The organism is Methylobacterium sp. Leaf118 (assembly GCF_920984675.1).
Taxonomy (GTDB): domain Bacteria; phylum Pseudomonadota; class Alphaproteobacteria; order Rhizobiales; family Beijerinckiaceae; genus Methylobacterium.
The window spans coordinates 177504-203239 of sequence record NZ_CAKLBV010000001.1; the positions used below are offsets into that span (position 1 = coordinate 177504).

Annotated in this window: 23 protein-coding genes; 11 read left to right on the forward strand and 12 right to left on the reverse strand. The window is 68.7% G+C overall.

Features of this window, described 5'->3' with window-relative positions:
• Positions 1 to 564 precede the first annotated feature (564 nt).
• The 6 genes from LW587_RS00850 to LW587_RS00875 all read left to right on the forward strand — a co-directional run bounded on the left by LW587_RS00850 (position 565) and on the right by LW587_RS00875 (position 8425).
• Positions 565 to 1971 carry an efflux RND transporter periplasmic adaptor subunit gene (locus LW587_RS00850; protein ID WP_056096976.1) on the forward strand — a complete coding sequence of 469 codons (1407 nt, stop codon included), beginning with the start codon at positions 565 to 567 and terminating at the stop codon, positions 1969 to 1971.
• An 11-nt stretch (positions 1972 to 1982) separates the two neighbouring features.
• Positions 1983 to 5231: an efflux RND transporter permease subunit gene (locus LW587_RS00855; protein ID WP_056096979.1), complete on the forward strand. Its 3249-nt coding sequence runs from the start codon at positions 1983 to 1985 to the stop codon at positions 5229 to 5231.
• A gap of 383 nt (positions 5232 to 5614) precedes the next feature.
• A complete protein-coding gene (locus tag LW587_RS00860) occupies positions 5615 to 6070 on the forward strand; it encodes a threonyl-trna synthetase (RefSeq protein WP_232627758.1) in 456 nt (151 codons plus the stop codon).
• Between the two features lie 305 nt (positions 6071 to 6375).
• The gene (locus LW587_RS00865; protein ID WP_056096985.1) at positions 6376 to 6642 is read left to right on the forward strand and encodes a metal-sensing transcriptional repressor; all 267 of its coding nucleotides are present in this window, start codon (positions 6376 to 6378) and stop codon (positions 6640 to 6642) included.
• Positions 6643 to 6649: 7 nt separating this feature from the next.
• On the forward strand, positions 6650 to 7975 hold the full coding sequence (locus LW587_RS00870) for an MFS transporter (RefSeq protein ID WP_056096988.1): 1326 nt from the start codon (positions 6650 to 6652) through the stop codon (positions 7973 to 7975).
• Between the two features lie 189 nt (positions 7976 to 8164).
• Positions 8165 to 8425, forward strand: coding sequence for a hypothetical protein (locus tag LW587_RS00875; RefSeq protein ID WP_056096991.1), 261 nt, complete (start codon positions 8165 to 8167; stop codon positions 8423 to 8425).
• Positions 8426 to 8829: 404 nt separating this feature from the next.
• Here LW587_RS00875 and LW587_RS00880 read toward each other — a convergent pair whose 3' ends face one another.
• Both LW587_RS00880 and copM read right to left on the reverse strand, forming a co-directional pair.
• Complete coding sequence (locus LW587_RS00880) at positions 8830 to 10266, reverse strand: YncE family protein (RefSeq protein ID WP_055958914.1); 1437 nt, start codon at positions 10264 to 10266, stop codon at positions 8830 to 8832.
• Positions 10263 to 10718: a CopM family metallochaperone gene (gene copM, locus LW587_RS00885; RefSeq protein ID WP_055958917.1), complete on the reverse strand. Its 456-nt coding sequence runs from the start codon at positions 10716 to 10718 to the stop codon at positions 10263 to 10265. Before copM ends, LW587_RS00880 begins: the two co-directional genes overlap by 4 nt.
• Before the next feature lie 182 nt (positions 10719 to 10900).
• On the opposite strand from copM, the gene LW587_RS00890 reads away from it, so the two are divergent.
• From LW587_RS00890 to LW587_RS00910, 5 genes are read left to right on the forward strand one after another with little or no spacing between them, the layout of a single operon-like run.
• The gene (locus LW587_RS00890) at positions 10901 to 11284 is read left to right on the forward strand and encodes a COG4315 family predicted lipoprotein (RefSeq protein ID WP_055958920.1); all 384 of its coding nucleotides are present in this window, start codon (positions 10901 to 10903) and stop codon (positions 11282 to 11284) included.
• Positions 11285 to 11297: 13 nt separating this feature from the next.
• Complete coding sequence (locus tag LW587_RS00895) at positions 11298 to 11807, forward strand: RNA polymerase sigma factor (RefSeq protein WP_055958922.1); 510 nt, start codon at positions 11298 to 11300, stop codon at positions 11805 to 11807.
• Positions 11804 to 12613: an anti-sigma factor family protein gene (locus tag LW587_RS00900; protein WP_055958925.1), complete on the forward strand. Its 810-nt coding sequence runs from the start codon at positions 11804 to 11806 to the stop codon at positions 12611 to 12613. Before LW587_RS00895 ends, LW587_RS00900 begins: the two co-directional genes overlap by 4 nt.
• Entirely contained in the window at positions 12610 to 13500 is an 891-nt protein-coding gene (locus LW587_RS00905; protein WP_055958927.1) for a LysR family transcriptional regulator, read from the forward strand. The genes LW587_RS00900 and LW587_RS00905 overlap by 4 nt, the downstream gene beginning before the upstream one ends.
• Complete coding sequence (locus LW587_RS00910) at positions 13497 to 13868, forward strand: YidH family protein (protein ID WP_055958930.1); 372 nt, start codon at positions 13497 to 13499, stop codon at positions 13866 to 13868. Before LW587_RS00905 ends, LW587_RS00910 begins: the two co-directional genes overlap by 4 nt.
• A 3-nt stretch (positions 13869 to 13871) precedes the next feature.
• On the opposite strand, the gene LW587_RS00915 is transcribed toward LW587_RS00910, so the two are convergent.
• The 10 genes from LW587_RS00915 to LW587_RS00960 all read right to left on the reverse strand — a co-directional run bounded on the left by LW587_RS00915 (position 13872) and on the right by LW587_RS00960 (position 25720).
• Positions 13872 to 14957 carry a molybdopterin-dependent oxidoreductase gene (locus tag LW587_RS00915; protein ID WP_056096995.1) on the reverse strand — a complete coding sequence of 362 codons (1086 nt, stop codon included), beginning with the start codon at positions 14955 to 14957 and terminating at the stop codon, positions 13872 to 13874.
• Between the two features lie 78 nt (positions 14958 to 15035).
• Positions 15036 to 16019, reverse strand: a complete 984-nt coding sequence (locus tag LW587_RS00920; RefSeq protein WP_055958936.1) for a beta-propeller fold lactonase family protein — start codon at positions 16017 to 16019, stop codon at positions 15036 to 15038.
• Positions 16020 to 16204: 185 nt separating this feature from the next.
• Complete coding sequence (locus LW587_RS00925; protein ID WP_055958939.1) at positions 16205 to 16543, reverse strand: c-type cytochrome; 339 nt, start codon at positions 16541 to 16543, stop codon at positions 16205 to 16207.
• Between the two features lie 11 nt (positions 16544 to 16554).
• Positions 16555 to 17778, reverse strand: a complete 1224-nt coding sequence (locus LW587_RS00930) for a molybdopterin-dependent oxidoreductase (protein ID WP_055958942.1) — start codon at positions 17776 to 17778, stop codon at positions 16555 to 16557.
• Between the two features lie 244 nt (positions 17779 to 18022).
• A complete protein-coding gene (locus LW587_RS00935; protein WP_055958946.1) occupies positions 18023 to 19084 on the reverse strand; it encodes a YeiH family protein in 1062 nt (353 codons plus the stop codon).
• Positions 19085 to 19266: 182 nt separating this feature from the next.
• Positions 19267 to 19905 (reverse strand): 2,3-bisphosphoglycerate-dependent phosphoglycerate mutase, encoded by a 639-nt coding sequence (locus tag LW587_RS00940; protein ID WP_055958948.1) that lies wholly within the window; start codon positions 19903 to 19905, stop codon positions 19267 to 19269.
• A 284-nt stretch (positions 19906 to 20189) separates the two neighbouring features.
• On the reverse strand, positions 20190 to 23348 hold the full coding sequence (locus LW587_RS00945) for an efflux RND transporter permease subunit (protein ID WP_056096999.1): 3159 nt from the start codon (positions 23346 to 23348) through the stop codon (positions 20190 to 20192).
• Positions 23345 to 24850: an efflux RND transporter periplasmic adaptor subunit gene (locus LW587_RS00950; protein WP_056097001.1), complete on the reverse strand. Its 1506-nt coding sequence runs from the start codon at positions 24848 to 24850 to the stop codon at positions 23345 to 23347. Before LW587_RS00950 ends, LW587_RS00945 begins: the two co-directional genes overlap by 4 nt.
• Positions 24847 to 25242, reverse strand: coding sequence for a FixH family protein (locus tag LW587_RS00955; RefSeq protein WP_056097005.1), 396 nt, complete (start codon positions 25240 to 25242; stop codon positions 24847 to 24849). The genes LW587_RS00950 and LW587_RS00955 overlap by 4 nt, the downstream gene beginning before the upstream one ends.
• A gap of 82 nt (positions 25243 to 25324) precedes the next feature.
• Positions 25325 to 25720, reverse strand: a complete 396-nt coding sequence (locus tag LW587_RS00960) for a hypothetical protein (protein ID WP_056097130.1) — start codon at positions 25718 to 25720, stop codon at positions 25325 to 25327.
• Between the last annotated feature and the right edge of the window lie 16 nt (positions 25721 to 25736).

Genomic DNA, 25736 nt, shown 5'->3' on the forward strand with positions numbered 1-25736 from the left:
CCCTCGTCTTCGGCCATCCGGCATGTACGGGCGGCCCTGAATCGTTCATAAGGCGACCATGACAAAGGGACCCCGGATCAGGGCCTGCGAGACAATGCGCGGCTGGTGGGCGACCACCGTCCGCGTGCTCTCGCTCGTCCTTGTCCTGGCGCTCGTCGTCCCCGGCGCCATCCACTCCGCCGAGGCCCATCGTCCGGCCGGTCACGAACTGTCCGTGTCCGCGCCGACGCAGGCGGCCGGCGCCGATCACGCCGATGCCTGCCCGGCCTGCCATGCCAATTGCGGGTGCCACCAGGCCCTGAACGTGGACGGGACGCCCGCCTTGCCATCCCGCGGGACAGCGCGCGCCTCCTACGCGACCGAGATTACCCCCGTCGGTTCGGTTTCGCCCGACCGCCTTCCCAGGCCGCCTCGCGCCTGAGGCGACGTCGCCACGTCCGTGGCGCGTCCCGGTCGGCCCCTCACGGGTCGCGGCCGCCTCGTCATCGCGAAATACCCAGTACGGGACCGTCCCCTGCCGCATGAGCGGAGGTGCGACGTCCCTGGCGGACCCGGCCCATTCCCATGCGTGCATTCCTCTCCGTGGCCTTCCTGGCCATCGGCATCGCCATCGGCGGTGCCTTCCCCCGCGTGTCCGAGGTCGTGCAAGGCGCGCTCGCCGCCGCCGGCCTCACGAACGCCCGGGCGGCGCCACCGACCAACGCCGCCATGACCAAGCCGGCGACACCCGCAGCCGACGATGGCCACGGTCATGGCGAGCATGGCCACGAGCATGCCGAAGGCGAGCCCAAGCCTGCCGGGGAGCACAAGCATTCGGATGGCGAGGCCAAGCCGGAGGCCGGAGGCCACAAACACGCCGAGGGCGAGGCGCACGGCCACGACGAGGAGGGCGAGGGCAAGATCAAGATGACGGCCGAGCAGGCCGCCGAGCAGGACATCAAGCTGGCGACGGTCGAGGGCGGCATCCTCTCGCGCCACCTGCTGGTGCCGGGCACCATCACCCAGGACGCCGACCGGATCGCCCGGGTGCCCGTGCGGGTGATCGGCACCGTGTCCGAAATGCGCAAACGCCTCGGCGAGGCGGTGGCCAAGGGCGAGGTCGTCGCCGTCCTCGACAGCCGCGAGGTCGCCGAGGCGAAGAGCGACTTCCTCACCGCGACGGTGAAGGCGGACCTGGAGAAGACGAACTTCGACCGCCAGCAGGCCCTCTGGGACAAGCGTATCTCGGCCGAGTCGGCATTCCTGAACGCCAAGGCCGCCTACTCGGAGGCGACCCTGCGCGTCGACCTCGCCCGGCAGAAGCTGTCGGCCCTGGGGCTGAACGCGGCCGAGGTCGCCACCTCCGCCAAGAAGGACGAGACCACCCCGAACCTGTCGAGCCTGCGCCGCTACGAACTGCGGTCGCCGCTGGCCGGTCGGGTGGTCGAGCGCAAGGTCGACGTCGGCACCGCCGTCGGCAAGGAAGGCGATCCGGCCGACGTCTACACCGTCGCCGACCTGTCCTCGGTGTGGATCGAGCTTTCCGTCCCGACCACCGAGCTGTCGAAGGTCCGCGAGGGCGCCAAGGTGACCATCGTCGGCGGCGACGACGCCTCCCGCGCCGAGGGCAAGGTCGTGTTCGTCAGCCCGATCCTCAACCCGGAGACCCGCTCGGCCCGGGTCATCGTCTCCCTGCCGAACAAGGACATGGCCTGGCGGCCCGGCACCTTCGTGACCACCGAGGTCGAGATCGCCCAGGACAAGGTCGGGGTCCGGTTGCCGAAGTCCGCGATCCAGACCATCGGCGGAGAGAAGGTGGCTTTCGTACGCACCCAGGAGGGCTTCGAGCGCCGGGACGTGACCATCGGCAAGGCCGACGACGACGCCTTCGAGATCCTGTCCGGCCTCAAGCCCGGGGACGAGGTCGCGGTGGCCAACTCCTTCGTCCTGAAGGCCGAGCTCGGCAAGGCCGAAGCCGACCACGCGCACTGAGGGCGGCCATCATGATCTCCAAGATCCTCGACTTCTCCGTCCACCAGCGCTGGCTCGTGGTGCTCCTGTCGCTGCTCGCGGCGGGCTTCGGCGTGTTCTCGCTGACCAAGCTCCCCATCGACGCGGTGCCGGACATCACCAACAACCAGGTGCAGATCAACACCACGGCGCCGTCGCTCTCCCCGGTCGATATCGAGAAGCAGGTCACCTACCCGGTCGAGACCGCGCTCGCCGGGATCAAGGGCCTGGAATACACGCGCTCGCTCTCGCGTAACGGCTTCTCCCAGGTCACGGCGGTCTTTTCCGAAAAGTTGGACATCTATTTTGCCCGCCAGCAGGTTGCCGAGCGCATCGGCGAGGCGAAGTCGACCCTGCCGCCGGGGGCCGAGCCGCACATGGGCCCGATCTCGACGGGCCTGGGCGAGATCTACATGTGGTCGATCCACTACGCCCAACCGAAGGATCGCAAGGTCTCCCCGGACGGCAAGGCCGGATGGCAATCGGACGGGAGCTACCTGACTCCCGAGGGCCAGCGGCTCACGACCGAGCTCGAACGCACCGCCTACCTGCGCACGGTCCAGGATTGGATCATCCGACCCCAGGTGAAGACCGTGCCGGGGGTCGCCGGCGTCGACAGCATCGGCGGCTTTGACAAGCAGTACCACGTCCAGCCGGACCCGATGAAGCTCACCGCCCTCGACCTGTCCTTCGCCGACATCGGACGGGCGCTGGAGGCCAACAACGCCAACCAGGGCGCCCGCTACCTGGAGGACAACGGCGAGGGCTACGTCGTCCGTGCCGCCGGCCGCCTGGAGACCATGGAGGACATCGGCAACGTCGTCGTCACCACGCGTGGCGGCGTGCCGGTCCGCATCTCCGACATTTCCGAGGTGCGGATCGGGCGCGACCTGCGCACCGGGTCGGGCAGCGAGGACGGGCGCGAGGTCGTCATCGGCACCGCCCTGATGCTGATCGGCGAGAACAGCCGCACGGTGGCGGCCACAGTCGACAACAAGATGACCGAGATCCGCCGCTCGCTACCCCCGGGCGTCGAGGTGCAGACCGTCCTCAACCGCACGGTGCTGGTCGAGGCCACCATCAGGACCGTGGCCAAGAACCTGGCCGAGGGCGCCGCCCTCGTCATCGTCATCCTGTTCCTGCTGCTCGGCAACATCCGGGCGGCCATCGTCACCGCGCTCGTCATCCCGGTGGCGATGCTGATGACCATGACCGGCATGGTCCAGGGCCGCATCAGCGCGAACCTGATGAGCCTCGGCGCCCTCGACTTCGGCCTCATCGTCGACGGCGCGGTCATCATCACCGAGAACGCCCTGCGCCATCTCGCCGAGCGCCAGACCGAGCTCGGGCGCAAGCTCGACCTGGAGGAGCGCCTGGTCACCGTGCGCGCCTCGGCCGAGGAGATGATCAAGCCGTCCCTCTACGGGCAGGCCATCATCATCCTCGTCTACGTGCCGCTCCTCACCTTCACCGGGGTCGAGGGCAAGATGTTCGAGCCGATGGCGCTCACCGTCATTATCGCGCTGGTCTCGGCCTTCGTGCTGTCGCTGACCTTCGTGCCCGCGATGATCGCCATCGTCATCACCGGCAAGGTCACGGAGAAGGACAACGTCCTCATCCGCGGGATCAAGGCCGCCTACCGCCCGGTCCTCGGCGCGGCGCTCAGGATTCCGATGACCTTCGTCGCGGTCGCCCTGGTGCTGCTCGTCGGGGCCGGGTTCCTGTTCACCAAGCTCGGTCAGGAGTTCATCCCCCAACTCGACGAGAAGAGCATCGCGCTCAACGCGCAGCGCATCCCGTCGACCTCCCTGACCCAGTCGCAGGCGATGCAGCTGAAGGTCGAGCAGGCGATCAGCCGCTTCCCCCAGGTCGCCTACGTCTTCTCGAAGACCGGCACCGCGGAGGTCGCTTCCGACCCGATGCCGCCGAGCTCGTCCGACACCTTCGTCATCCTGAAGCCGCAGGAGGAGTGGCCCGACCCGAGCCTTTCCAAGGCAGACCTTCAGGAGGAGATCGAGAAGGCGGTCGGGGCACTCGCCGGCAACGTCTACGAGTTCTCGCAGCCGATCCAGCTTCGCTTCAACGAGCTCCTGGCCGGCACCCGCGGCGACCTCGCCGTGAAGGTGTTCGGCGAGGAGTTCGAACCGATGCTCAAGGCGGCCAACCAGGTCGCCACGATCCTGCGCGGGACCGAGGGGGCCGACGACGTCAAGGTCGAGCAGACGGCGGGCCTGCCTTTCCTGGAGATCAAGATCAACAAGACGGAGGCGGCGCGCCTCGGCCTGAGCACCTCCGCGATCCAGGACGTCATCGGCGCGGCCATCGGCGGCCGGGAGGCCGGCATGGTGTTCGAGGGCGATCGCCGCTTCCCCATCGTCGTGCGCCTGAACGACAAGGTCCGCGAGGACCGCGAGGCCCTGGAGAACATCCCCGTGCCGCTGCCCCCTGGCGTCAACGGGCGGGCGTCGTCGGTACTCCTGAAGCAGGTCGCAAGCTTCTCGGTCACCGAGGGCCCGAACCAGATCTCGCGCGAGAACGGCCGCCGTCGGGTCGTGGTGACCGCCAACGTGCGCGGCCGCGACATCGGCTCGCTCGTGGCCGAGGCCCAGGCCAAGGTCGCGTCCGGGGTGCAGCTTCCGGCCGGGTACTACGTGACCTGGGGCGGGCAGTTCGAGAACCTGGCCTCGGCCCGGCAGCGCCTGATGGTCGTCGTCCCGGTGTGCTTCTTCCTGATCTTCCTGCTGCTGTTCTCAGCCCTGAACTCGGCCAAGGACGCGTTGCTGGTGTTCAGCGCGGTTCCTCTGGCCCTGACCGGCGGCATCGCCGCCCTGTGGCTGCGGGGGATGCCGTTCTCGGTGCCCGCGGCGGTCGGGTTCATCGCCCTGTCCGGGGTGGCGGTGCTCAACGGCCTGGTGATGCTGACCTACATCAAGCAGCTGATCGCCGAAGGGAAACCCCGCCGCGAGGCCATCCTCGAAGGGGCGATGACCCGGCTCCGGCCGGTGGCGATGACCGCGCTCGTGGCGTCGCTCGGCTTCGTGCCGATGGCGCTGGCCACCGAGACCGGGGCCGAGATCCAACGGCCCCTGGCAACCGTGGTGATCGGCGGCCTCATCTCGGCAACCCTGCTGACGCTGGTCATCCTGCCGGCGCTCTACGCCCGCTTCGCCGGGGACGTCCTCCCTGCGAAATCCGCCAAGTCGGACGCAACCGGTCACGCGGTCGCGGTTCCCGCCGAATGAGCCCCCTCGCATCTTCCGGAGACGTGACATGAACGTCGCCACCCTCGTCCTGGCCTCCGCCATCTCCCTCGTCGGAACTCCCGACGCGGCTCGTAGCGGATGCATGGTGCACGACCACCAACCTCTCCAGGTCAGGCGCATGCCGATCACGCCGGCGACCACGTCCAAGCCGCGTAATCCGCTGGAGGACGAAGCCGTCCACTGCGAGGAGGGACAGGGCGTTCCCTCGCCTCATGAAGGCCCGACCAGTCCGAAGGGTCGGCGTTGATGGGCGGGCAGGCGACATGAAGCGACGTCGCGTCCGTTCACCGCTTGCGATGGCGTTGCTGGCGTGGAGCGGAGCGGCCATGGCTGACCCATCCGTCGGAGAGGGGCCATTCGGATTGGCGTGGGGTCCTGTCGACCGGATCGACAAGCCCTCGATGGTCGACCGCGAGGCCAACCTGACCGGGCTGTACTACTTGCACGACCGACCCCTCGCCTCCGGTCCCGATACGGCCGAGGTGGTGCTGGTAATCTGCCGGAATGAGGGTCTCCAGCAGGTCGTCTGGGTCGGGCGACCGCTCGACGACGCGGCCCACGCCACCGCCCGCGACGCCGTCCGGCGCGAGGGGGTTCGCCGCTACGGCGAGCCGCGGCCGGGGCCCGTCACCGGGTCACTCGAATGGCCCTTGGGCCGAACTGTCCTGGCGACGCGCGCGATGCCGGACGGTACCCGGGAATTGGTGATGTCGGCCTCCGGCCCGGGCTATGCGGCCTGCTCGGAAAGCCACCGCGCCGCCACCGGCCATTCCGCCGACGCCCATGTGGCGGACCTGATCGGCGCAGGCGTCCAATGAGCATGCCGACGATGCAAGGGGAGGAACGGTCCACCGTTCATCGCCGTGTCCGTCGGAATCGGTTTCCGGTGCCGTGACGGGCAAGAAGCTTGGTCGCCGGATGGAGACCTGGGGAGGCGGAGGCGGACGACGGCGCAAGGTGAGGCCGCATATCCGCAAGGCCGCCGGACGTGCGTTCCTGATGGCCACGATCCTGATCGCCGGGGTCCTGGTGCTGTTCGGCTGGCTCGCCACGATGCGATGAAGGCCCCGGCAGACGTGCCCGGACGTTTGGAATATCCCCTCCAGGGGGACAGGATCGTCGGATGGAACACGCCTCGCATCCGGATATCGTCAAGCGCCTCAAGCGAGCCCACGGTCACCTCGCCGGCGTCATTTCCATGATCGAGGAGGGACGACCCTGCGTGGACCTCGCCCAGCAACTCCATGCGGTCGAGAGCGCGATCACCAACGCCAAGCGCATCCTGATCCAGGACCACATGGAGCACTGCCTCGGGCACGGGATGGAGAACGGCGCGAAGGGGGCGACCGAGGCATTGGCCGAGTTCAAGGCGCTGGCGAAGTACCTTTGAGGACCCGATGCTGAGCGTCCTCACCCATCGCACCTATCGCCATCTGTTCGCGGCCCAGGTCATCGCCCTGCTCGGCACGGGCCTGCTCACGGTCGCCCTCGGGCTACTGGCATTCCGGATCGCCGGTGACCGCGCCGGCATGGTGCTGGGCACGGCGCTGGCCATCAAGATGATCGCCTATGTCCTCGTCGCCCCGGTGGCCCAGGCTTTCACGAGCCGGTTGCCACGACGCGCCTTCCTGGCGGGCACGGACCTTGTCCGCGCCGCCATCGCCCTGACGCTGCCCTTCGTCGATCAGGTCTGGCAGGTCTACGCCCTGATCTTCGTCCTGCAATCGGCTTCGGCGGCGTTCACCCCGACCTTCCAGGCCACCATCCCGGACATCCTGCCGGACGAACGGAACTACACCCGGGCCCTCTCGCTCTCGCGCCTCGCCTACGACCTGGAGAACCTGCTCAGCCCGACCTTGGCGGCCCTTCTCCTGACCGTGGTGCCCTACAACGCGCTGTTCGGCGGCACGGTCGTCGGCTTCCTGTGCTCGGCGGCTCTGGTGGTGTCCGTGACCTTGCCGACCGCCACCCGGTCCGACCCGCATGGCGGCGTCTACGACCGGACGACGCGCGGCCTTCGGATCTACCTCGCGACGCCGCGCCTGCGCGGGTTGCTCGCCCTGAACCTTGCGGTCGCCGCGGCCGGCGCCATGGTCATCGTCAACACCGTGGTGATCGTGCAGGGCCTTCTAGGACGCCCCCAGACCGACGTGGCCCTCGCCCTCGGGCTGTTCGGGGGCGGCTCCATGATCGCCGCCCTGACGCTGCCCCGCCTCCTCGACCGGCTCTCCGACCGGGCCGTGATGATCCCGGCGGCAGCCCTGCTCGGCGCGGTTCTCCTGGGTGTCGCCGCCATGACCTGGGGTGGGACCATCGGCTGGCCGCTTTTCCTCGGGACCTGGTTGGTGCTCGGCGTCGCCTACTCCGCCGTGCAGACCCCCACCGGCAGACTCCTGCGCCGCTCGGCGACCCCGGAGAACCGGCCGGCCGTCTTCGCCGCCCAATTCGCCCTGTCCCATGCCGCGTGGTTGCTCACCTATCCGTTGGCCGGCTGGCTCGGCCCGTCCATGGGGATGCCCGCCACGCTGGCGATCCTCGGGGGCGTGACGCTTGTAGGCGTCGCCGCGGCTGCCCGACTATGGCCGGTGGACGATCCCGACGTGATCGAGCATGCCCACGCGGACCTCGACGTCCGGCACCCGCACCTGCATGGAGGCCACCATCACGCCCACGCCTTCGTCATCGACGACCTGCATCATCGTTGGCCGGTCAGGGCTGGGTGAAGGCCGTTCGGTGATATTGCCAGCTGAGTCGAAGGTCGGGCCGGCCAGCGCAGTGGAATTCGAATGTACCGTTAGGCACGCGAGCGGGAGGAGAACGTACCCCGCGGAACGGTCTTGGAAGCGGAGCCGTTCCCAAGGCTCGGGTGCCGTCGTTTTCGACGCATTGCCGACAACGACGTGAGGAAGCCCATGAGAAAGTCCCTTTTCGCCGCCGCCATCCTGGCAACCCTGGGTGCGGCTGCGGTCGCCCCCGCCTCGGCCGCCCCCGGCATGATCGGCGCCGTCGATGCCCCGACCGCCGTGACTGAGGTCCGGATGGACGGTATGCACGGTCATCGCGGCCATGGCATGCGCCATCACCATCATCGTGGGCACATGCTGCGGCACCATCATCACCACCGTGGCCACATGATGCGCCACGGGCATGGCCATCGCCACCATCGCATGTGATCTGCAGGGGCCCTTCGGGGCCCCTTATCGTATCCGACGACACCCGGGCTCAGGTGTCGCGACGTGATGGCGGGGACCTGACACAGGAGCCCTCGCAGTCCAAGCGCGGTCCGTACTTCCAAAACTCAACTTTTATCAGGCGAAGAGGGCGTAACAGGTTGACCAGCGTCATCCCGCTTTGCAGCGCTAGTGTTGAAAATCTGACGCTGTGTACCGCCACAAACGTCCGGGATGAAGGGGGAGCGGACCTTGGCTTTTCGCGCTGGAGCGGACGTGCCGTATCCGACCCAACTAGGTCATAGGAGCAATCTAACGGCGGCCTCGAAAGCAGACGTTGCAGTCGGACGCGCGCTGCGAACGCATGCTCTCGGATTCCCGCTTCCCGCGCTCGTGAGGCCGCCCGTTCAATCCACAGTCTGCATCTGGACGACGCCGCCGAGTTCACCGGGCTTGCCCGAGACCACCACGAGGTAGCGCCGGCTCGCGCCGGCATCCGTGCGGGTGATCTGGCGGATCGGGCCGATGGCGTTGACGATGGCCGCGCCGGCCGGGTTGGTCATGAAGGCGGCGAGCGGCTCCAGGCCGGCGGCCCCCTTCGGATCGGCGGCGAGCGCCAGGACGAACGGCGTCTTCGGCGCCAGTCCCGTGACCGCGGCCTGCAGGGTCTGCAGCACGCCCTGGTCGAACAGGGTCACCTGCGTCGCCGGCTTGCCATCGGTGCCTGCGAGCGTCAGCGCGCTGGTCTTGCCGGCTGCGCCCAGCGGCTGGAGGTTCTGCTTTCCGTCCCCCTCCGGCACGGCGTTCGGGACGTAGGCCACGCCCTGCGGCCCCTGGCCGATCGGAACCTCGGCGATCACGGTGTTCGATGCGGTGTCGATCACCGCCGCCTTGTCGGCGTTCTCTAGGCCGACATAGACGCGGCTGCCGTCGCCCGAGGGCCAGAGCCCGTGCGGCAGGGCGCCGGTCGGGATGGTGGCGACCTGGGTGAAGTCGTCGGTGCGGAACACCTTGACCTGGTTCAGGCCGCCGATCGTCACGTAGGCGAACTGGCCGGCCTTGGTCGAGACGATGTTGACGTGGTTGGTGATCGGCCCGGTCTCGATGGTCTTCAGCGGCGCGAAGGGCGGCGTCGCAGAGAACACCTGGGTCCGGCCGACATCCTTGAGGGTCAACCACACCTGCTTGCCGTCCGGTGTCGCGGCGATGTCGGGGCAGAACGGGCTCTCCTGCTTCACGCGCCCGACGATGGTGTGGGTCTTCGTGTCGATCACCACCGTCTCGGGGCTGAAGCTGGAGCAGACATAGCCGTAGGCGCCGTCCGGCGAGAAGATCGTCATGCCGGGCCCGTTCGGCACGGTGATCCGGCGCGTCTCCTTGGCGGTCGCGGCATCGAGTACGGCGATGTAGTCCTCGCCGCGCACGCTCACCCAGGCCTCCCGGCCGTCCGGCGTGAAGAAGGCCTCGTGCGGCGCGCGGCCGACATAGGCCGTGTGGCGGACCGTGTTGGTCGCCGTGTCGATGAAGCTCACGGAGTTCGAACCGATCGAGACCGCGAGCAGCGTCCTGTGGTCGGGCGAGAAGCCCATGCCGTGGACGAGGAGCTGGCCGCGATAGAGCGGGCTCAGGTTCATCGGCGTCGGGTCGCCGAGCCGGATCACGCCGAGCAGGACGTTGGCGGCGGGATCGACCACCGAGACCGTGTTGGAGAACTGGTCCGAGGTGTAGAACCGGTCCCTGCCGCTGACCGGCACGTCCGGTGCGGAGGCTGCGCCCGGGGCCTGCCCGGCGAGAGCCGAGCCGGAGAGCAGCGCGAGCGCGAGGAGGGTGAGGGCGGTCTTCATCGGCAGATCTCCGAAGGCATCTCGGCGGCAGGGGCCGTGCCATGGTGGTGAAGGTGGGCGGCTGCGGCGGACGAATCCGGCGCGGGAGGGAGATCGGCGAGCGCCCGGCGCATCACCGCGATCTCCTGGCCCTGTTCGACGATGATCCCCTGCGCGAGGCGGCGCAGGACCGGATCCTTGCCGTAGAGCAGCTCCGCCTGGGCCATCGCGATCGCGCCCTCGTGGTGCGGGATCATCATCGCGGCGAAGTCGCGGTCCGGATCGCCCGAGGGCGGGACCATCATGTCGGCATGCATCCGCGTCATCGACTGCGCCATCACCGCGTCGAAGGACGCGGAGACGACGGCCGGCGGCTCGGCAGCGGCCAGCGTCGGGGGCATCATCATCCGGCCGCCGACGAGGCCGCCGGCCATCACGGCGGCCGTGAGCGCAAATCCCAATGCTCCGCGCATGAGCCGTCCTCCCTGTTCGTTGTCGAGGGGAGAGATGCCGGGGAAACGGTTTTATTCCCTGGCCGGGGACGAATTCGCGGCCCTGCCGATGTGATCGATCTTTTCCAAATGTCAGTGGAATAGACGCGCCCGTTCGGCATCTCTCCCAATGCGGTCATGGTCGACCGCCGGAGACCTCACTCATGCGCACCATGCTGATCCGCGCCGCCTTTGCGGCCTTCGCCTTCTCCGCCGTCGCCGCCCAGGCCGCTGCGCCTGCGATGACGGCCGAGACTGCCAAGGGGCCGGCGCTCGTCGATGCCAAGAGCATGACCCTCTACACCTTCGACAAGGACATGGGCGGCAAGTCGATGTGCAACGGCCCCTGCGCCGCCAACTGGCCCGCCCTGATGGCGGCGCCCGGCTCGGCTGCTAGTGGCGACTGGACGATGGTGACGCGGGACGACGGCACGATGCAGTGGGCCTATAAGGGCAAGCCGCTCTACACCTTCGCCAAGGATACGAAGCCCGGCGACATCACCGGCGACGGATTCCTCAACGGTGCATGGCACATCGCCAAGCCCTGATCGGTAAAGCCTCGTGGACGAGATCGCTGCCCTCATCGAACCGCAGATCCCAGCGTTGCGGCGCTACGCCGTCGCGCTGTTACGGGACCGCGAAGCGGCGGACGACCTCGTCCAGGACACTTTGGAGCGGGCGTTGTCCGGCTGGTCCGGACGCCGCCGCGACGGCGACCTGCGGGCCTGGCTGTTCACGATCGAGCGCAACCTGTTCCTCGGCACTGTTCGACGCCGGGGCCGGCGCGGCGTCGATCTCGGCGCGGAGGCTTTGGAGCAGGTGCCTGATCCGGGTGCCGACCCCGAGACCGCTATGGGAGCCCGTGACGTGCTCACCGGGCTCGATGCGCTGCCCGAGGAGCAGCGCTCGGTGCTGCTGCTCGTCGCGGTTGAGGATCTGTCTTATGCGGAAGCGGCCCAGGTGCTCGGAGTACCGCTCGGCACGGTGATGTCGCGGTTAAGCCGAGCCCGGGAGCGGATGCGAAGTTTTCTGGAAACCGGCCGAACCGGCTTGTTGAGGAGGGTAAAATGAGCGGGGATCCGCGCCCGGTCGGCGAGGACGACCTGCACGGCCTGATCGACGGTCGTCTGGAACCGGAGCGGCAGGCGCTGGTCGAGGCATGGCTCAGGGGAAATCCCGCGCGGGCGGCCGAGGTCTCGGCGGATCGCGCCTTGCGCGAGCGCTTGCGTGCCCGCCTCGCGCCGATCGCCGAGGAGGCGATCCCGGCGCGGCTCAGGGTCGCCAATATCCGCTCGCGACATCGCCCGATAACCGGGCGCTGGCTTCCGGTCGCGGCTGCGGCCGTGCTCTGCCTCGCGGTCGGCGGTGCCGCCGGCTGGTTCGGCCATGCCGTGCGGCAGGTACCCACGGTCACGCTCGCGCGAACCGAGCCGGCGACCGACGACGCAGTGGCGGCCTTCCGCACCTACGTGGTCGAGGCGGTGCATCCGGTGGAGGTGCGCGCCGACGAGAAGCCGCACCTCGTGACGTGGCTCTCGAAGCGCCTCGGCCGGGCGGTGACCACCCCCGACCTCACGGCCTACGGCTTCCGCCTGATGGGCGGCCGGCTGCTGCCGGCGGGTTCCGAATCCGCCGCGATGCTGATGTACGATGACGATCACGGCACCCGGCTGACGCTCTACAGCCGCGTGGGCGATGCGGATGGCCGCACGGTGTTCCGCTTCGCCCGCGAGGGCGATGTCGCTGCCTTCTCCTGGGTCGATGGCGGCATGTCCTACGTCGTGACGGGTCGCACCGACGAGGCGCGGCTGTTGACCGTCGCGCAGGCGGTTGACGCGCAGGTCCGTGGATTGCCGGTTCCGCCGCGGCAACCATGACCCTCGACCAACTCCGCATCTTCGTGGCCGTGGCGGAGCGGCAGCACGTGACCCGGGCTGCAGAGGCGCTGAACCTCGTCCAGTCGGCAGTCAGCACGGCGATCGCCAACATCGAGGGGCGGCACGCCACCAAGCTGTTTCACCGGGTCGGCCGCGGGATCGAGCTGACCGAGGCGGGACGCGTGTTCCTCGTCGAGGCCCGCGCCGTACTCGCCCGGGCCGAGGCCGCCGAACTGGTGCTCGCCGACCTCAGTGGCATGCGACGCGGGACGCTGGCCCTCTATGCCAGCCAGACCATCGCCAGCGACTGGCTGCCGCGCCACCTCGTCGCCTTCCGCCGGGCCTACCCTGAGATCGCCATCCGGTTGGCGGTGGGCAACACCACCGACGCCGCCGACGCGGTGCGCGCGGGGCAGGCCGAACTCGGCTTTGTCGAGGGGGCGCTGGACGACCCGACGCTCGCGAGCACGACCATCGCGCAGGACCAACTGGTCCTCGTGGTCGCCCCTGGCCATGCCTTCGCCGAGGCGACCCACCTCGAACCCGAAAACCTCGCCGGGGTCGATTGGGTGCTGCGCGAGGCGGGATCGGGAACCCGCTCGGCCTTCGAGGCGGCCCTGGGTGCGGCCGGCCTCGCAGCCGCCCAGCTTCGGGTCACGCTCGAACTGCCCTCTAACGAGGCGGTCCGCGCCGCCGTCGAGGCCGGGGGCGGGGCCGCCGTCCTGTCCGAGACCGTGGTCGCCGCCGCGCTTCGGGCCGGGACCCTGGTCCGGGCGGCGTTCGACTTACCGAGCCGGCCGTTCCGGGTGCTGCGCCACAAGGAGCGCTACCGCAGCCGGGCCGCCGACGCGCTTCTCGACCTGATCGCGACAGCGAATGCCGGATGAGCGAGCTCGCGAAACCCGTGCCCCCCGACGATCCCCGGGTGAGACTCGCCGAGGATCGGACGGTTCTAGCGGCCGAACGCACCTTCGTGGCGTGGCTTCGCACCGGGCTCGCGTTCCTAGGCGTCGGCCTCGCCGCGCAGCGCTTCCTGCGGGAGGTGCTCGCGGTCTGGCCGCTGAAGGTATTGTCGCTGACGCTGATCGGCTGCGCGCTCGCCTCATTCGCCGGCGCCGTGTGGCGGGACCGGGCGATCCGGGCACGGCTCGCCCATTCCGAGATCCCGATGATGCCGCGCCTCCTCACCGTCGGGATTGCGGCCCTGCTCATCGCGATCTCCGGCCTCGCGGCCACCGCCCTGCTCTGGGCGTGAGGGTCAGGCCACCGTCACTCGCACCCGGTGCCAGGCGGCGCTGAGGTAACCCTTGTAGTTCCAGGTGTCGTCGGGGGCGGCCGGCTGGGTCTGGCCGGCGGAATCCCAGGCCCGCACCGCGAGCTCGTGCTCGCCCGCGGTCAGTTCGCGCTCGATCTCCCAGAACGTCCAGGCGTAGGGCGCGTCGGCATCGCGCTCGATCCGGGCTTGCGCCCAGCTGCGGCCGCCATCCGTCGAGACGTCGACGCGGGCGACCGCGCGGTCGCTGGCGATGGCGTAGCCGCGGATCGCGTGCCGGCCGGCCTTCAACGCAGCGCCGCGGGCGGGCTCGCAGATCGCGCTGTTCAACGGCATCGCCTCGATGGTGATGCCGTGGGCCGGGTCGGCGGTCTCGGCCGTCACGTCGGGCGGAAACAGCTTGTAGTCGTCGGCCTGCATCGGGTTGTCGGAGGGCCGGTCCTGCACCGTGATCCGGGCGAGCCATTTCGGGCTGCGGATGCCGGCAAAGCCCGGCACCACCACGCGTAACGGATGGCCGTGCTCGGGGGCGAGAGGCTCGCCGTTCATCGCGAAGGCAAGCAGCGTCTCGGGCGCCAGCGCCTTGGCGAGCGGGATCGAGGCGCCGAAGCGCGTGTCCGTGTCCGCGATCCGGTCGTGGCTCTCGAAGGCGACGTGGCGCTCATCATCCGCTTTGATGCCGGCCGCGCGCAGCACGTCGGCGAGCCGCACGCCGGTCCATTCCGCATTACCGATGGCGCCGGGCGCCCACGGGTCGCCGGAGACCGGGGCCACCGCCAGCATGTCGGCCCGGCGGTTGCCGGCGCATTGCATCACCGCCGTCACGGTGACGGGCGCGAAGCGTTCTTTGAGATCGGCGAGGGAGAGGTCGAGGGGCGTCGCGACCATCCCGTCGACGGTCAGGCGGTAGCCGTCGGCGTCGAGGTCCGGGATGTCGCCGTGGCTGCGGACGTAGAAGTCGGCTTGATCAGTCAGGAAGGCGGCCCGCAGGCGATCGAGCGGCGGCTCGGCGTTGTAGGGCGTCTTTCCGTGGACGATGAGGCGGTCCTTGCGCTGGAACAGGCCGAGCATGGGGTCTTTGTCCTGCGTTCGCGACGTGTCGAGATCGAGAACGCGCCGGGCGCCGAAAGGCACCCGGCGCGCGACGCTTCACGGCTTCATCGTCGAAACCACCGCGTTCTTCGCGCGGTCGACCACGGCCACGCTGAGGTCGCGGTTGAGGACGTACGCGTGGGCGTTGTCACTGGAGAATGCGATCGCCTGGCGCGGCTCGTTCAGCCCGGTCACCGTGGCGACGACCTTGAGCGTGTCGGTGTCGATCACCGAGAGCGAGTTGTCCTTGAGGTTGCCCGAATAGACGAAGCGCCCGTCCGGGGTCAGCGCGGCACCGTAGGGGTCCTTGCCCACCGCGACTTCTGACGTGACCTTGCGGGCGGCGACATCGACCACACTGACGGTGTTGCGGCCGCTGTTGGCGGCAAACAGCGTCTTGCCGTCCTTGGTGATCGAGATGGCGCGCAGCTTGTCGAACCCGGCGATCTCGCTGGTGATCTTGTTGGTGGCGGTGTCGACCAACGTGATCTTGTCGCCGAGGAAGTTCGTCACGAACACGGTCTTGCCGTCCGGCGACAGCTTCACGCCTTGGCGCGGCTGCGCAAAGCCGGGGATCACGGCGACTGCGAGCATGGTCTTGGTGTCGAACACGGTCAGCGTGCTCGCGGCCTCGTTGTTGACGTAGAGCTTTGTCCCGTCGGCCGAGAGCACCGTGCCGAACGCACCGGGGCCCGCGGCAAGAACGCCGGCTTCTTTGCCGGTGCCGGTCTCGTAGACCGTGATCCGGCCCGTGCCGCTGTCGGAGACGTAGAAGCGGGCGCCGTCCGGCGCGAACACGATGTTGCGCGGCGTGACGAAGCCGTCGAGGCGGCGGAGCACCGTGCCCTTGGCGACGTCGTAGACGATGACGGCGCTCTCCTCGCTGTTCGACACCGCGGCGACCGTGCCGGCGGCGTTCAGGGCGAGCGCGTTGTTCTTGATTGCGCCGTCGAAGCCGGCGGCGAATCCAGGTTGGTTCTGGGTGAGGAGCAAGGCAGCTCCGGCGAGGAGGGCGCGGAGGCTGGTACGGACGTGGGTCATGAAGCGTGTCTCTCGGGCATGCGCCCTCGTTCGACGGCCTGGGGCCGGCCGTGCGGGCGAGTTCGAAATCGGATTGCGTCGTGCGGGACCGGTCAGGCCGTGCATCGCCTTAGGGAGATGCCAGCGAGGGCGGTCTATTCCCCGAGGCCGGCGAAAAAAGCACGGCGGCCTCGGGATTCGAGGGTTCAGGGCGTGGGCTTCAACGCCGTGAGGTAATCGACGATGGTCTGCACATCGGCCTGATCGACCGGCGCTTTGTAGACGTGGACCATCTTGTTCACGGTCTCGGTCCACTGCGCCTTCGTGAGCTTGGGCTGGGTCAGCACCATCCCGGCCGAGTGGCAGGCGAGGCAATTGTTATTGACCGCCTCGGCTCCCGGCCCGTCCGGAAAGATCCGGTCGGACGTCGGAAATTCGATCGATTGCGAACTGAAGCGCATCGGCTCGGGAGCAGGCGCCGCGAGCGCCACCAGGGGAGACAGGATGAGCGCGGCGATGAGGGCCGCAGGGCGAATTGTGTTCATGGCTGTTCTCCTCAAGCGGCCTGGAAGGACACGGTCTCGATGCCGTTCTGCATGAAGCCGTTGGCGTTCCAGACCCGGTCCATGCCTTGCGCGACGCCCTTGGTATTGGTGCAGCGGACCCTGACCGTGTGGGTCCCGGCGGCCAGCGCCGGCAGGCTGCCGTCGAAGCGGCGGAAGCTGTAGGGGCCCTCGTCGGCACCGAGTTGCGCCGGGAACCACGTCGCCCCGCCGTCGCCGGAGAACTCGACCGCCTTCACCCCACAATCGCCGCCGAACGCGATGCCGCGGATGGCCACCGGCGTTCCGGCCGCCACCTTGGCGCCGTCGGTCAGGTTGGTGACGAACGAGCGCGGCACCATCCTGTTAATCGGCACTGTCTTGAACCCTGTCTGCCCGGGCTTGATGTTAGCACCCGGCACGTCGGGAATACGGTAGGCGGTCTTCATCCAATATTGTTCGTCGGGCTTGTCCAGCACCTCGATGTCGGACAGCATCTTGACCCAGTAGGTTGAGTACCAGCCCGGCACCACGAGCCGGAGCGGGAAACCGTTGAGCAGCGGGAGCTGCTCGCCGTTCATCGCGTAGGCGATCATCACCTCACCATTGTTGGCGTGGTCGAGATCGAGGGACTTCTTGAAGTCCGGCGCGTCGTCGACCACGGGCTCGTCGAGGCCGTTGAAGCGCACCTGCACGGCACCGGCCTTCACCCCGGCCTTTTCGAGCACGTCCTTGAGGCGCACCCCGGTCCAGCGGGCGTTGCCCATTGAGCCGTTGGCCCATTGCGCGCCGGGCACCCGCGGCTCGAACAGCCCGCGTGAATTGCCCGAGCACTGGTTGACCGCGGCGATCTCGAAGCGCGGCAGGCCGGCGATGGCATCGAGGGAGAGCGAGAGTTCCTTCTCCACATGGCCGTGGACCTTGAGCCGGAAGGTGCCGGCATCGACCTCGGTCGGGATCGAGGCCCAGTGCCAGCGCACGTAGAAGCGGTCGTTGGGGGTGAACACGCCCGCGTCGAACACCGAGAACGGCGTCTCCAGCAGCGGCGGATGGGTGCGCTGGAGGATCATCTCGCCCTTGCCCGGAAAGGCGGTGGTCAGCGCCCGCTCGTCCGGGCCGCCGGGCAGCGGCAGCTTCACCGAGCCCGCGGCCCAGGCCGGCAACGCGGCGCCGAGGCTGCCGAGCCCGAGTCCACCCAGGACGAGGCGGCGGTTCGTCGGTCTGTCCAATCCGTGCATGGTCTCTCCCCTTGAAGAATGTCGGCGTCGATGCGTTCGAGCGCATCGGGCCTCGTGGCGATTCCTCGCGACAAGGGAGATGCTACGGAAAGCGATTTATTCCCTCCAACGGTCTTTCGCGATGCGAACGATCTCCCGGTGCGATGATTCGAGAATTTTCAATCTCCCGCTTAATCCGGATTTCTTCGGGGCATCGCGCCGGATGAAAACCTGGATCGGTGGTGGAGCCGGATCCACACCCGGATCAGACAAGGCCCAGCACGTGGATCAGGCCGAGGCTGACGGCGCCGAGCGCGAGGAGCGAGGCGACTACCGCCAGCGTCACCCGCGCCCCGGCCTTGGCGACGCTGCGCACGTCGACCCCGAGGCCGAGCGCCGCCATCGAGACCACGGTCAGCACGTTGGCGGTCTCCGACATCGGCGCGAGCGCGACCTGCGGGATCAGCCCGGCCGAGCGAAGTCCCGCGAGCGCGAGGAATGCGAGGATGAACCACGGCACCAGGCGGTGGATCGCGAGGCTGGCGCGGGCCGGGCGGTCGCCGGCTGTGACGCCGGGGGCGGCCTCGTCGGTCTTCTCGCCCAGCCGGCTCGCGCCGAGCGAGAGCACCAGGACGACCGGGCCGAGCATCAGCACCCGGACGAGCTTCACCAGGGTTCCGACCTGGACGCTGAGTGCCGCGACCGGCGCGGTGGCGGCGAGAACCTGCGGAACAGCGTAGACGGTGAGGCCGGCGAGCACCCCGTACTGCATCGGCGAGAGACCGAGCAGGGGCACCAGTAGCGGCAGCCCGAGCACCACCAGCACGCCTAGAACCGCGGTGAAGGCGATGGAGGCGGCGACGTCCTCGCCGTCGGCACCAATCACCGGCGCCGTGGCGGCGATGGCCGAGTTGCCGCAGATCGAGTTACCGCAGGCGACGAGGATCGCCATGCGCGGGTGCAGCCCGAGCGCCCGACCGATGCCGTAACTCGACAGGATCGCCACCGTGACGACGCCCGCGATGCCGAAGAGCAGACCCGGACCGGCCGCCAAGATCGTCGCGAGGCTGAGCGAGGCCCCGAGAAGAACAACCGCGATCTCCAGTACGGTCTTGGCCCCGAAGGCGATGCCGGGAAAGAAACGTTGCGACGGGGTCCAGGCCGTGCGGATCGCGCTGCCGAGCAGGATCGCCAGCACCAGGGCTTCGAGCCAGGCGCGACCGAACAGATGCGCCTCGACGGCCTCGAAGCCGACCGCTGCGGCGGTGACCGCCACGCAGAGGCCCAGTCCCGGAAGGATGGCTTTCGTGCCGGCCAAGGCGCCCATCGATCGAGGGTGGGAGAAAAGTCTGGGCATGGACATGGATGGCTCCGATGTGATGCCAGAGAATCCCATGTCCCTTTCATTCACTCCAACGGAATGATCAGATGTTTCCCATCAACGGAATAGATGAAAAGGGGCCCCTTCGCGGCTTGCGGAGATCCATTCTGGGGGGCCGACAAGCGCATTCACCCGTCAATCCAGCGTGCCTTGATCGTCGTGTCCGCGGCAAACTCATAGATCCTGACGGAGCCCGTCGCGAGTTCGAGGTGCTCGACCTCCGCCGGGTTGAGGTCTTCGAGCGCCATCACAAGCGCCCGCAGGCAATTACCGTGGGCGACGACCAGCACGTCCCCGCCCATGACCGCCGGTAGGATGGATCGGAGGTAGCAGGGCACGATGCGCGCGACAGTGTCGCGCAGGCTCTCACCATTCGGCGGCGCATCAGCGTAGGAGCGGCGCCAGGTCTCAATCCGCACCGCCCCCCAGCGCGCATCGGCGGTGGTCTTGTCGAGCCCGCTGAGGTCGCCGTAGTCTCGCTCGTCGAGCGCGGCGAAGCGTTGGGGGATTAATCCGGGTTGCCCGAGCGCATCGAGGATAAGCCGGCCGCTCACGACGGCCCGCGTCAGCGTCGAGGTGAAGGCAACAGAAAAGCGCCAGCGGCGCTCGGCCAAACGCCGGCCGGCTGCCTCGGCTTCCATCCGGCCCTGCTCGGTCAAGGGCGAGTCCAGCAATCCCGTGAACAGGCCGGATCGGTTGGCTACGCTCTGGCCATGCCGGACCAGCACGAGACGTCGCGTGACCGGGGCTTTGCAATCGTGAATCACGCTGTCTCCCGAGGCAGAGCACTTTCGCGCCGGTGGCATCGCCTCTGATGAAGTCGGCATCCGGCTTTAACAAAATTCGACCCTGAGATGAGTTGGACCGACCGTCCGGAGACGGTGATTCATCCTTGGTCCGCTTTAGAACGTCTTGCGACTGAAAGCAGCCAAGCTGCTTGCCACCCAACCCGGTCGTTGGCCTCTGCCTCGACAGCCTGGGAGCGGACCTTCGGAGTGTCGGCAAGGGGCCGGGAGTCGGCCCAGGGCATGGTTTCAATCCGTCAGATTGTTCATAACGTTACAAGTCGGGCCTCGGGGTCGATGGTATTCGGTTCGGACCGCGGCAGCCCCCACCCTTTCACGAAGCCGTAGACCGCCGGGATCACCAGGAGGGTCAGCAGGGTCGAGGAGACCATGCCGCCGATCATCGGCACGGCGATCCGTTGCATGACCTCGGAGCCCGAGCCGGTGCTCCACAGGATCGGCAGGAGCCCGGCCATGATCGCCACCACCGTCATCATCTTCGGGCGCACCCGCTCGACCGCGCCGACCATGATCGCCCGCCGCAGGTCGGCCCTGGTGAACGTCAGCCCGGCCCTATCGCGCTCGGCCCGGATCTCGGCCAGCGCGTGGTCGAGGTAAACCAGCATGATCACCCCGGTCTCGGCGGCCACGCCTGCCAGCGCGATGAAGCCCACCGCCACGGCCACCGACAGATTGAAGCCCATCCACCACATCAGCCAGACCCCGCCGACGAGGGCGAAGGGCAACGACAGCATGACGATGAGCGTCTCGGTCAGCCTACGGAAGTTCAGGTAGAGCAGCAGGAACACGATCAGCAGCGTCAGGGGCACCACGATCTTGAGCCGGGCGGTCGCCCGGTCGAGGTACTCCACCTGCCCGCTCCACTGCACGAGGGTACCCTGGGGAAGCCTGACCTCGTTGGTCACCGCCGCTCTAGCCTCAGCAACGTAGCCCCCGAGGTCGCGACCGGCGACGTCGACGTAAATGAAGACCGCGAGTTGCCCGTTCTCCGTCCGGATCTGCGTCGGGCCGCGGTTCAACTGCACCTTGGCGACCTCGCCGAGCGGCACGGTCCCCCCGCCCGGGATCGGCACCTGGACCTCGGAGGCGATGGATCGCGGGTCGGACCGAAAGGCCCGGGGGTAGCGCACGTTGACGGTGTAGCGCTCCCTGCCCTCGACGGTGTTGGTGACGCTCTCGCCGCCGAGCGCCATCCCGATCACGTCCTGCACGTCCCCGACCGTCAGCCCGTACCGGCCAAGCGCCTCGCGGTTGGGGGTGATGTCGAGGAAGTAGCCGCCCTGGACGCGCTCGGCGTAGGCGCTCGACGTGCCCGGCACCACCTTCACCACCGCCTCGACCTGGCGGGCGACCTTTTCCATCTCGGTCAGGTCCGTCCCGAGCACCTTGATCCCGACCGGCGTGCGGATGCCGGTGGAGAGCATGTCGATGCGGGCGCGGATCGGCTGGGTCCAGGCGTTCGAGACCCCGGGGAACTGGAGCGCGGCGTCCATCTCGGCCTTCAGGCTCGCCGTCGTGACCCCGGGACGCCAATCCACCTTCGGCTTCAGGTTGACGATGGTCTCGAACATCTCGCTCGGCGCCGGATCGGTCGCGGTGTTGGCCCGTCCGGCCTTGCCGTAGACCGAGGCGACCTCGGGGAACGACTTGATGATCCTGTCCTGGGTCGCCAGCAGGTCGCCGGCCTTGGTCACCGAAATGCCCGGCAGGGTGGTGGGCATGTACATCAAAGTCCCCTCGTCGAGGTCGGGCATGAACTCCGAGCCGAGCCGGCTCGCCGGCCACGCCGTCACCGCCAGGACGACCAAGGCCAGCAGGATCGTCAGCACACGCGCCCGCAGGACGCCGGCGATGAGAGGGCGGTAGATCCAGATCAGGAGCCTGTTCACCGGGTTGCGGTGCTCGGGGATGATCCGGCCGCGGACGAACAGGACCATCAGCGCCGGGACGAGTGTCAGGGACAGGACTGCCGCCGCGGCCATCGCGAAGGTCTTGGTGAAGGCCAGCGGACCGAACAGGCGGCCCTCCTGGCTCTCCAGCGTGAAGATCGGCAGGAAGCTCACCGTGATGATGAGGAGCGAGAAGAACAGCGACGGCCCAACCTCGCTTGCGGCCTCGATTAGGATCTCGACCCGGCGCTTGCCGGGGTCCGCCCGCTCCAGGTGCTTGTGGGCGTTCTCGATCATCACGATGGCGGCGTCGATCATGGCGCCCACCGCGATGGCGATGCCGCCCAGGCTCATGATGTTGGCCCCGAGCCCGAGGGCCTTCATGCCCGCGAACGCCATCAGGATGCCGACCGGCAGCATCAGGATCGCGACCAGCGCGCTGCGGACGTGAAGCAGGAACACGACGCAGACGAGGGCGACGATGACGCTTTCCTCGATCAGCGTGCCCTTGAGGGTCTCGATGGCCGCCTCGATGAGGTGCGAGCGGTCGTAGACCGGCAGGATCTCCGTGCCCTTGGGCAGGCTGGCGGCGACATCGGAAAGCCGGGCCTTCACGTTCTCGATGACGTTCAGGGCGTTGGCACCGAACCGTTGCAGGACGATCCCGCCGGCGACCTCGCCGTCGCCGTTCATCTCGGTGATGCCGCGGCGCTCGTCGGGACCGAGCTCTACCCGAGCCACGTCCTTCACCCGCAGGGGTGTGCCCGCCTCCGTCCTCAGGACGATGCTCTCGATGTCGGCGACGCTCTTGAGGTAGCCGCGGCCACGGACGACGAACTCGAACTCGGAGAGCTCGACGGTACGGCCGCCGGCGTCGGCGTTGCTCGCCCGGATGGCCTCCCGGAGCTTGGACAGGGTGATGCCCTGCGCCCGCAACCGGTTGGGATCGACGACCACGTTGTACTGCTTCACGAAGCCGCCGACGCCCGCGACCTCGGCCACGCCCTCGGCACGCGACGCCCCGAAGCGGACGACCCAGTCCTGAAGCGAGCGGAGCTCGGCCAGCGTGCGTTCCTTGGCGACCACCACGTACTGGTAGACCCAGCCGACCCCGGTCGCGTCGGGTCCCAGGTTCGGGGTCACGCCGGCCGGCAGGCGCCTGGCCACGGTGTTCAGGTATTCGAGCACCCGGCTCCGGGCCCAGTACGGGTCGGTGCCGTCCTCGAAGATGACGTAGACGAACGAGACCCCGAAGAACGAGAAGCCGCGCACGACCTTCGACCGGGGCACCGTCAGCATCGCGGTGGTCAGCGGGTAGGTGACCTGGTCCTCGATGACCTGGGGCGCCTGCCCGGGGTACTCGGTGTAGACGATGGTCTGGACGTCCGAGAGGTCCGGGATCGCGTCGAGCGGCAGGGTCCTCAGGGCGTAGAGCCCGGCTCCCACCGCGAAGACGGTCCCGATCAGCACCAGCACTAGATTCTTCGCCGACCAGGCGATGAGGCGGGCGATCATGGCGCCTTCCCCTCGACGGCGGCCTGCGGGCCGGGATCGGGCTTCGGCTCGGAAAGACCTTGGAGGGCCGCCTTCAGGTTGCTCTCGGCGTCGATGAGGAAGTTGGCCGAGGTCACCACGCGGTCCCCGGCGACGATGCCGTCGCGGATCTCGACGTAGCCGTCGCCGCGGGTGCCGAGCCTGACCGGTCGCGGTTCGAAGCGACCCTCGCCCCTGTCGAGCAGGACGACTTGCCTGATGCCGGTGTCGATGACCGCGTCGTCGGGCACCGCCACCACCGGCCTGTCGCTGCCGGTGGCGATCGTCACGTCGGCGAACATACCCGGGCGCAGGTCGCCGTTCGGGTTCGGCAACTCGATCCGCAGGCGGGCGGTCCGGGTCGCCATGGCGAGGTGCGGGTAGATCCGGGTCACCGCGCCGGTGAAGACGCGGTCCGGGAACGTCCGGGCGCGCACGGTCGCCGTCTGGCCCTCCGCCACGGCCGCCAAGTCGCGTTCGGTCACGTCGGCCAGGACCCAGACCCTGGAATGGTCGACGAGCTTGAAGAGGGTGTCGCCGGACTTGGCGCGCATGCCGTCGGAGACGTTGCGCTCGACCACGACCCCGTCGCGGGGCGCCGACCACGTGATGGTGGAAGGCACCTTCCGGGATCGCTCGATCTCGTCGATGACCTCGGGCGGGATGCCGAGGTTCTCCAGGCGCCGGCGGGCGCCCTCGTAGCCGATGCCGGTAAGGTACTGCGCGGCGGCCGCGTTCATCTCCGGCGAGAACAGGCGGAGGAGTGGCTGGCCCTTATGCACGTGGTCGCCGGTGGTGACGGGCTCGACCTTCTCGATGAAGGCGTCGGTACGCATCGCGATGACCGAGATCCGGCGCTCGTCCTCCTCGATGGCGCCGGGCGCGCGCACCGGCATCGACAGGACCCGTCGCTCGACGATTGCCGTCCGGACCCCGGTGCGTTGGAGCTTGCCGGGCGAGATCCTCACGGTGCCGTCGTCGGTGTCCTCGCCCCAGTAGACGGGAAGGTAGTCCATCCCCATCGAATCTTTCTTCGGAATCGGCGAGGTGTCCGGCAAACCCATCGGGTTGCGGTAGAAGCGCACCTTTCGGGCACCTGTCGCCGGCATCGTGGTCTGACCCATGGCCATGTCGCCGTGCCCGGGGTCGGGCATCGCCTTGGGCTCGTCGGGTTCGTCGAAGCGCACGTCCTCGCTTGCGTGGACGGCGCGATAGTCTCGACCGTCCGCTGTGCGCTTGGGCTCGGCGGAGTAGTCCGGCTTCCCGTCCGGGTCCCGGTAGTAGACCACGGGACCGGTCGCCTTGGTCGGGACCCGAGCGGGCACAGCGGACCTTGTCTCGGCACCCGGCAGCCAGTGGACGAACCCGGTCCGCGCCTGCTGGACGAGCGCCGGCACGGGGCTGCCCTCATGCCCCGCGCCATACCCCAAAACCCCCGCCGCGAGCGCGGCGAGGGTCCCGGCCAGCCATGCTCTCCGGCTCACTTGGTGGCCTTGAACACCAGCTTGTTCTCGACGGTGCCGGTCTCGCCTTGGACCTTGGCCCCGAGCGAGAGGCGCCAGCTGCCAGCCATCGTCAGCTTCACCTTGAACCGGTAGAGACCCGGCTCCGGCGACGGCAGCTGCTCGATCTTGGAGGTCATCTCCTCCATGCTGTCAGGCGCCATGTCGATGCGCTTGGCGAAGATGACGGCGTTCGGCACAGGCTTGGACGTGCGCTTGTCAACGAGGCGGACGTCGAGGATGGCCTCGCCCTGCTTGGCCTCGTCCTTCACCAGTTGGAACTCGTAGTCCTTGGTGTCGGCCCGGGCCGCGGCGGTCAGGGCGAGGCCGAGCAGCGCAGCCGTGAGCGCGCGCGAAAACGATGTGTTGGACACGGTCGATGATCTCCTGAAAACGATGGGACCCGGGCCTTCAGGCGCGCGGGATCTGCCGGCGCAGGCGCCGGCGGCATCGGGTTCAGGCTCGGGGAGGCTCGGTGGGCGGCCCTTGCGACAGGCTGTCGAAGGAGGCGGTGACGCCCCAGGTCGGCCCCTCGACGCCGCCGACGCGGCCCGGAAGTCCGACGGCGACCGGCAGCCCGGTGGCGACCTTCGCCAGGCAAAGCGCCATCAGGGGGCAGCCCTTGGAGCAGTCGGGCATATCCGGCCGCTCCTTGGGACAGCACGGCATCTCGTCCATGGCCATCCCGGCCATGTCGGCCATGGCTTCGTCGGGCATCGCCATGGCGTGCCCCTGAACGGCCGTCGGCGCGCGCATGCCTGCGGCGGCCGCGGATGCGGTCACCGGCGCAAGGGCGAGGCCGATCACCGCCAGGAGCGGGAGCAGCCTGCGAAGGGCGAGCCAAAAGGTCACGAACGGACGATGCCAC

Bases quoted from the DNA above. Each gene is read 5' to 3' on its own strand.
- LW587_RS00875 (WP_056096991.1), top strand. From the start codon at position 8,165: ATGAGAAAGTCCCTTTTCGCCGCCGCCATCCTGGCAACCCTGGGTGCG.
- copM (WP_055958917.1), bottom strand. From the start codon at position 10,718: ATGCGCGGAGCATTGGGATTTGCGCTCACGGCCGCCGTGATGGCCGGC.
- LW587_RS00855 (WP_056096979.1), top strand. From the start codon at position 1,983: ATGATCTCCAAGATCCTCGACTTCTCCGTCCACCAGCGCTGGCTCGTG.
- LW587_RS00880 (WP_055958914.1), bottom strand. From the start codon at position 10,266: ATGAAGACCGCCCTCACCCTCCTCGCGCTCGCGCTGCTCTCCGGCTCG.
- LW587_RS00870 (WP_056096988.1), top strand. From the start codon at position 6,650: ATGCTGAGCGTCCTCACCCATCGCACCTATCGCCATCTGTTCGCGGCC.
- LW587_RS00910 (WP_055958930.1), top strand. From the start codon at position 13,497: ATGAGCGAGCTCGCGAAACCCGTGCCCCCCGACGATCCCCGGGTGAGA.
- LW587_RS00930 (WP_055958942.1), bottom strand. From the start codon at position 17,778: ATGCACGGATTGGACAGACCGACGAACCGCCGCCTCGTCCTGGGTGGA.
- LW587_RS00850 (WP_056096976.1), top strand. From the start codon at position 565: ATGCGTGCATTCCTCTCCGTGGCCTTCCTGGCCATCGGCATCGCCATC.
- LW587_RS00920 (WP_055958936.1), bottom strand. From the start codon at position 16,019: ATGACCCACGTCCGTACCAGCCTCCGCGCCCTCCTCGCCGGAGCTGCC.
- LW587_RS00915 (WP_056096995.1), bottom strand. From the start codon at position 14,957: ATGCTCGGCCTGTTCCAGCGCAAGGACCGCCTCATCGTCCACGGAAAG.
- LW587_RS00925 (WP_055958939.1), bottom strand. From the start codon at position 16,543: ATGAACACAATTCGCCCTGCGGCCCTCATCGCCGCGCTCATCCTGTCT.
- LW587_RS00935 (WP_055958946.1), bottom strand. From the start codon at position 19,084: ATGGGCGCCTTGGCCGGCACGAAAGCCATCCTTCCGGGACTGGGCCTC.
- LW587_RS00890 (WP_055958920.1), top strand. From the start codon at position 10,901: ATGCGCACCATGCTGATCCGCGCCGCCTTTGCGGCCTTCGCCTTCTCC.
- LW587_RS00865 (WP_056096985.1), top strand. From the start codon at position 6,376: ATGGAACACGCCTCGCATCCGGATATCGTCAAGCGCCTCAAGCGAGCC.
- LW587_RS00905 (WP_055958927.1), top strand. From the start codon at position 12,610: ATGACCCTCGACCAACTCCGCATCTTCGTGGCCGTGGCGGAGCGGCAG.
- LW587_RS00945 (WP_056096999.1), bottom strand. From the start codon at position 23,348: ATGATCGCCCGCCTCATCGCCTGGTCGGCGAAGAATCTAGTGCTGGTG.
- LW587_RS00900 (WP_055958925.1), top strand. From the start codon at position 11,804: ATGAGCGGGGATCCGCGCCCGGTCGGCGAGGACGACCTGCACGGCCTG.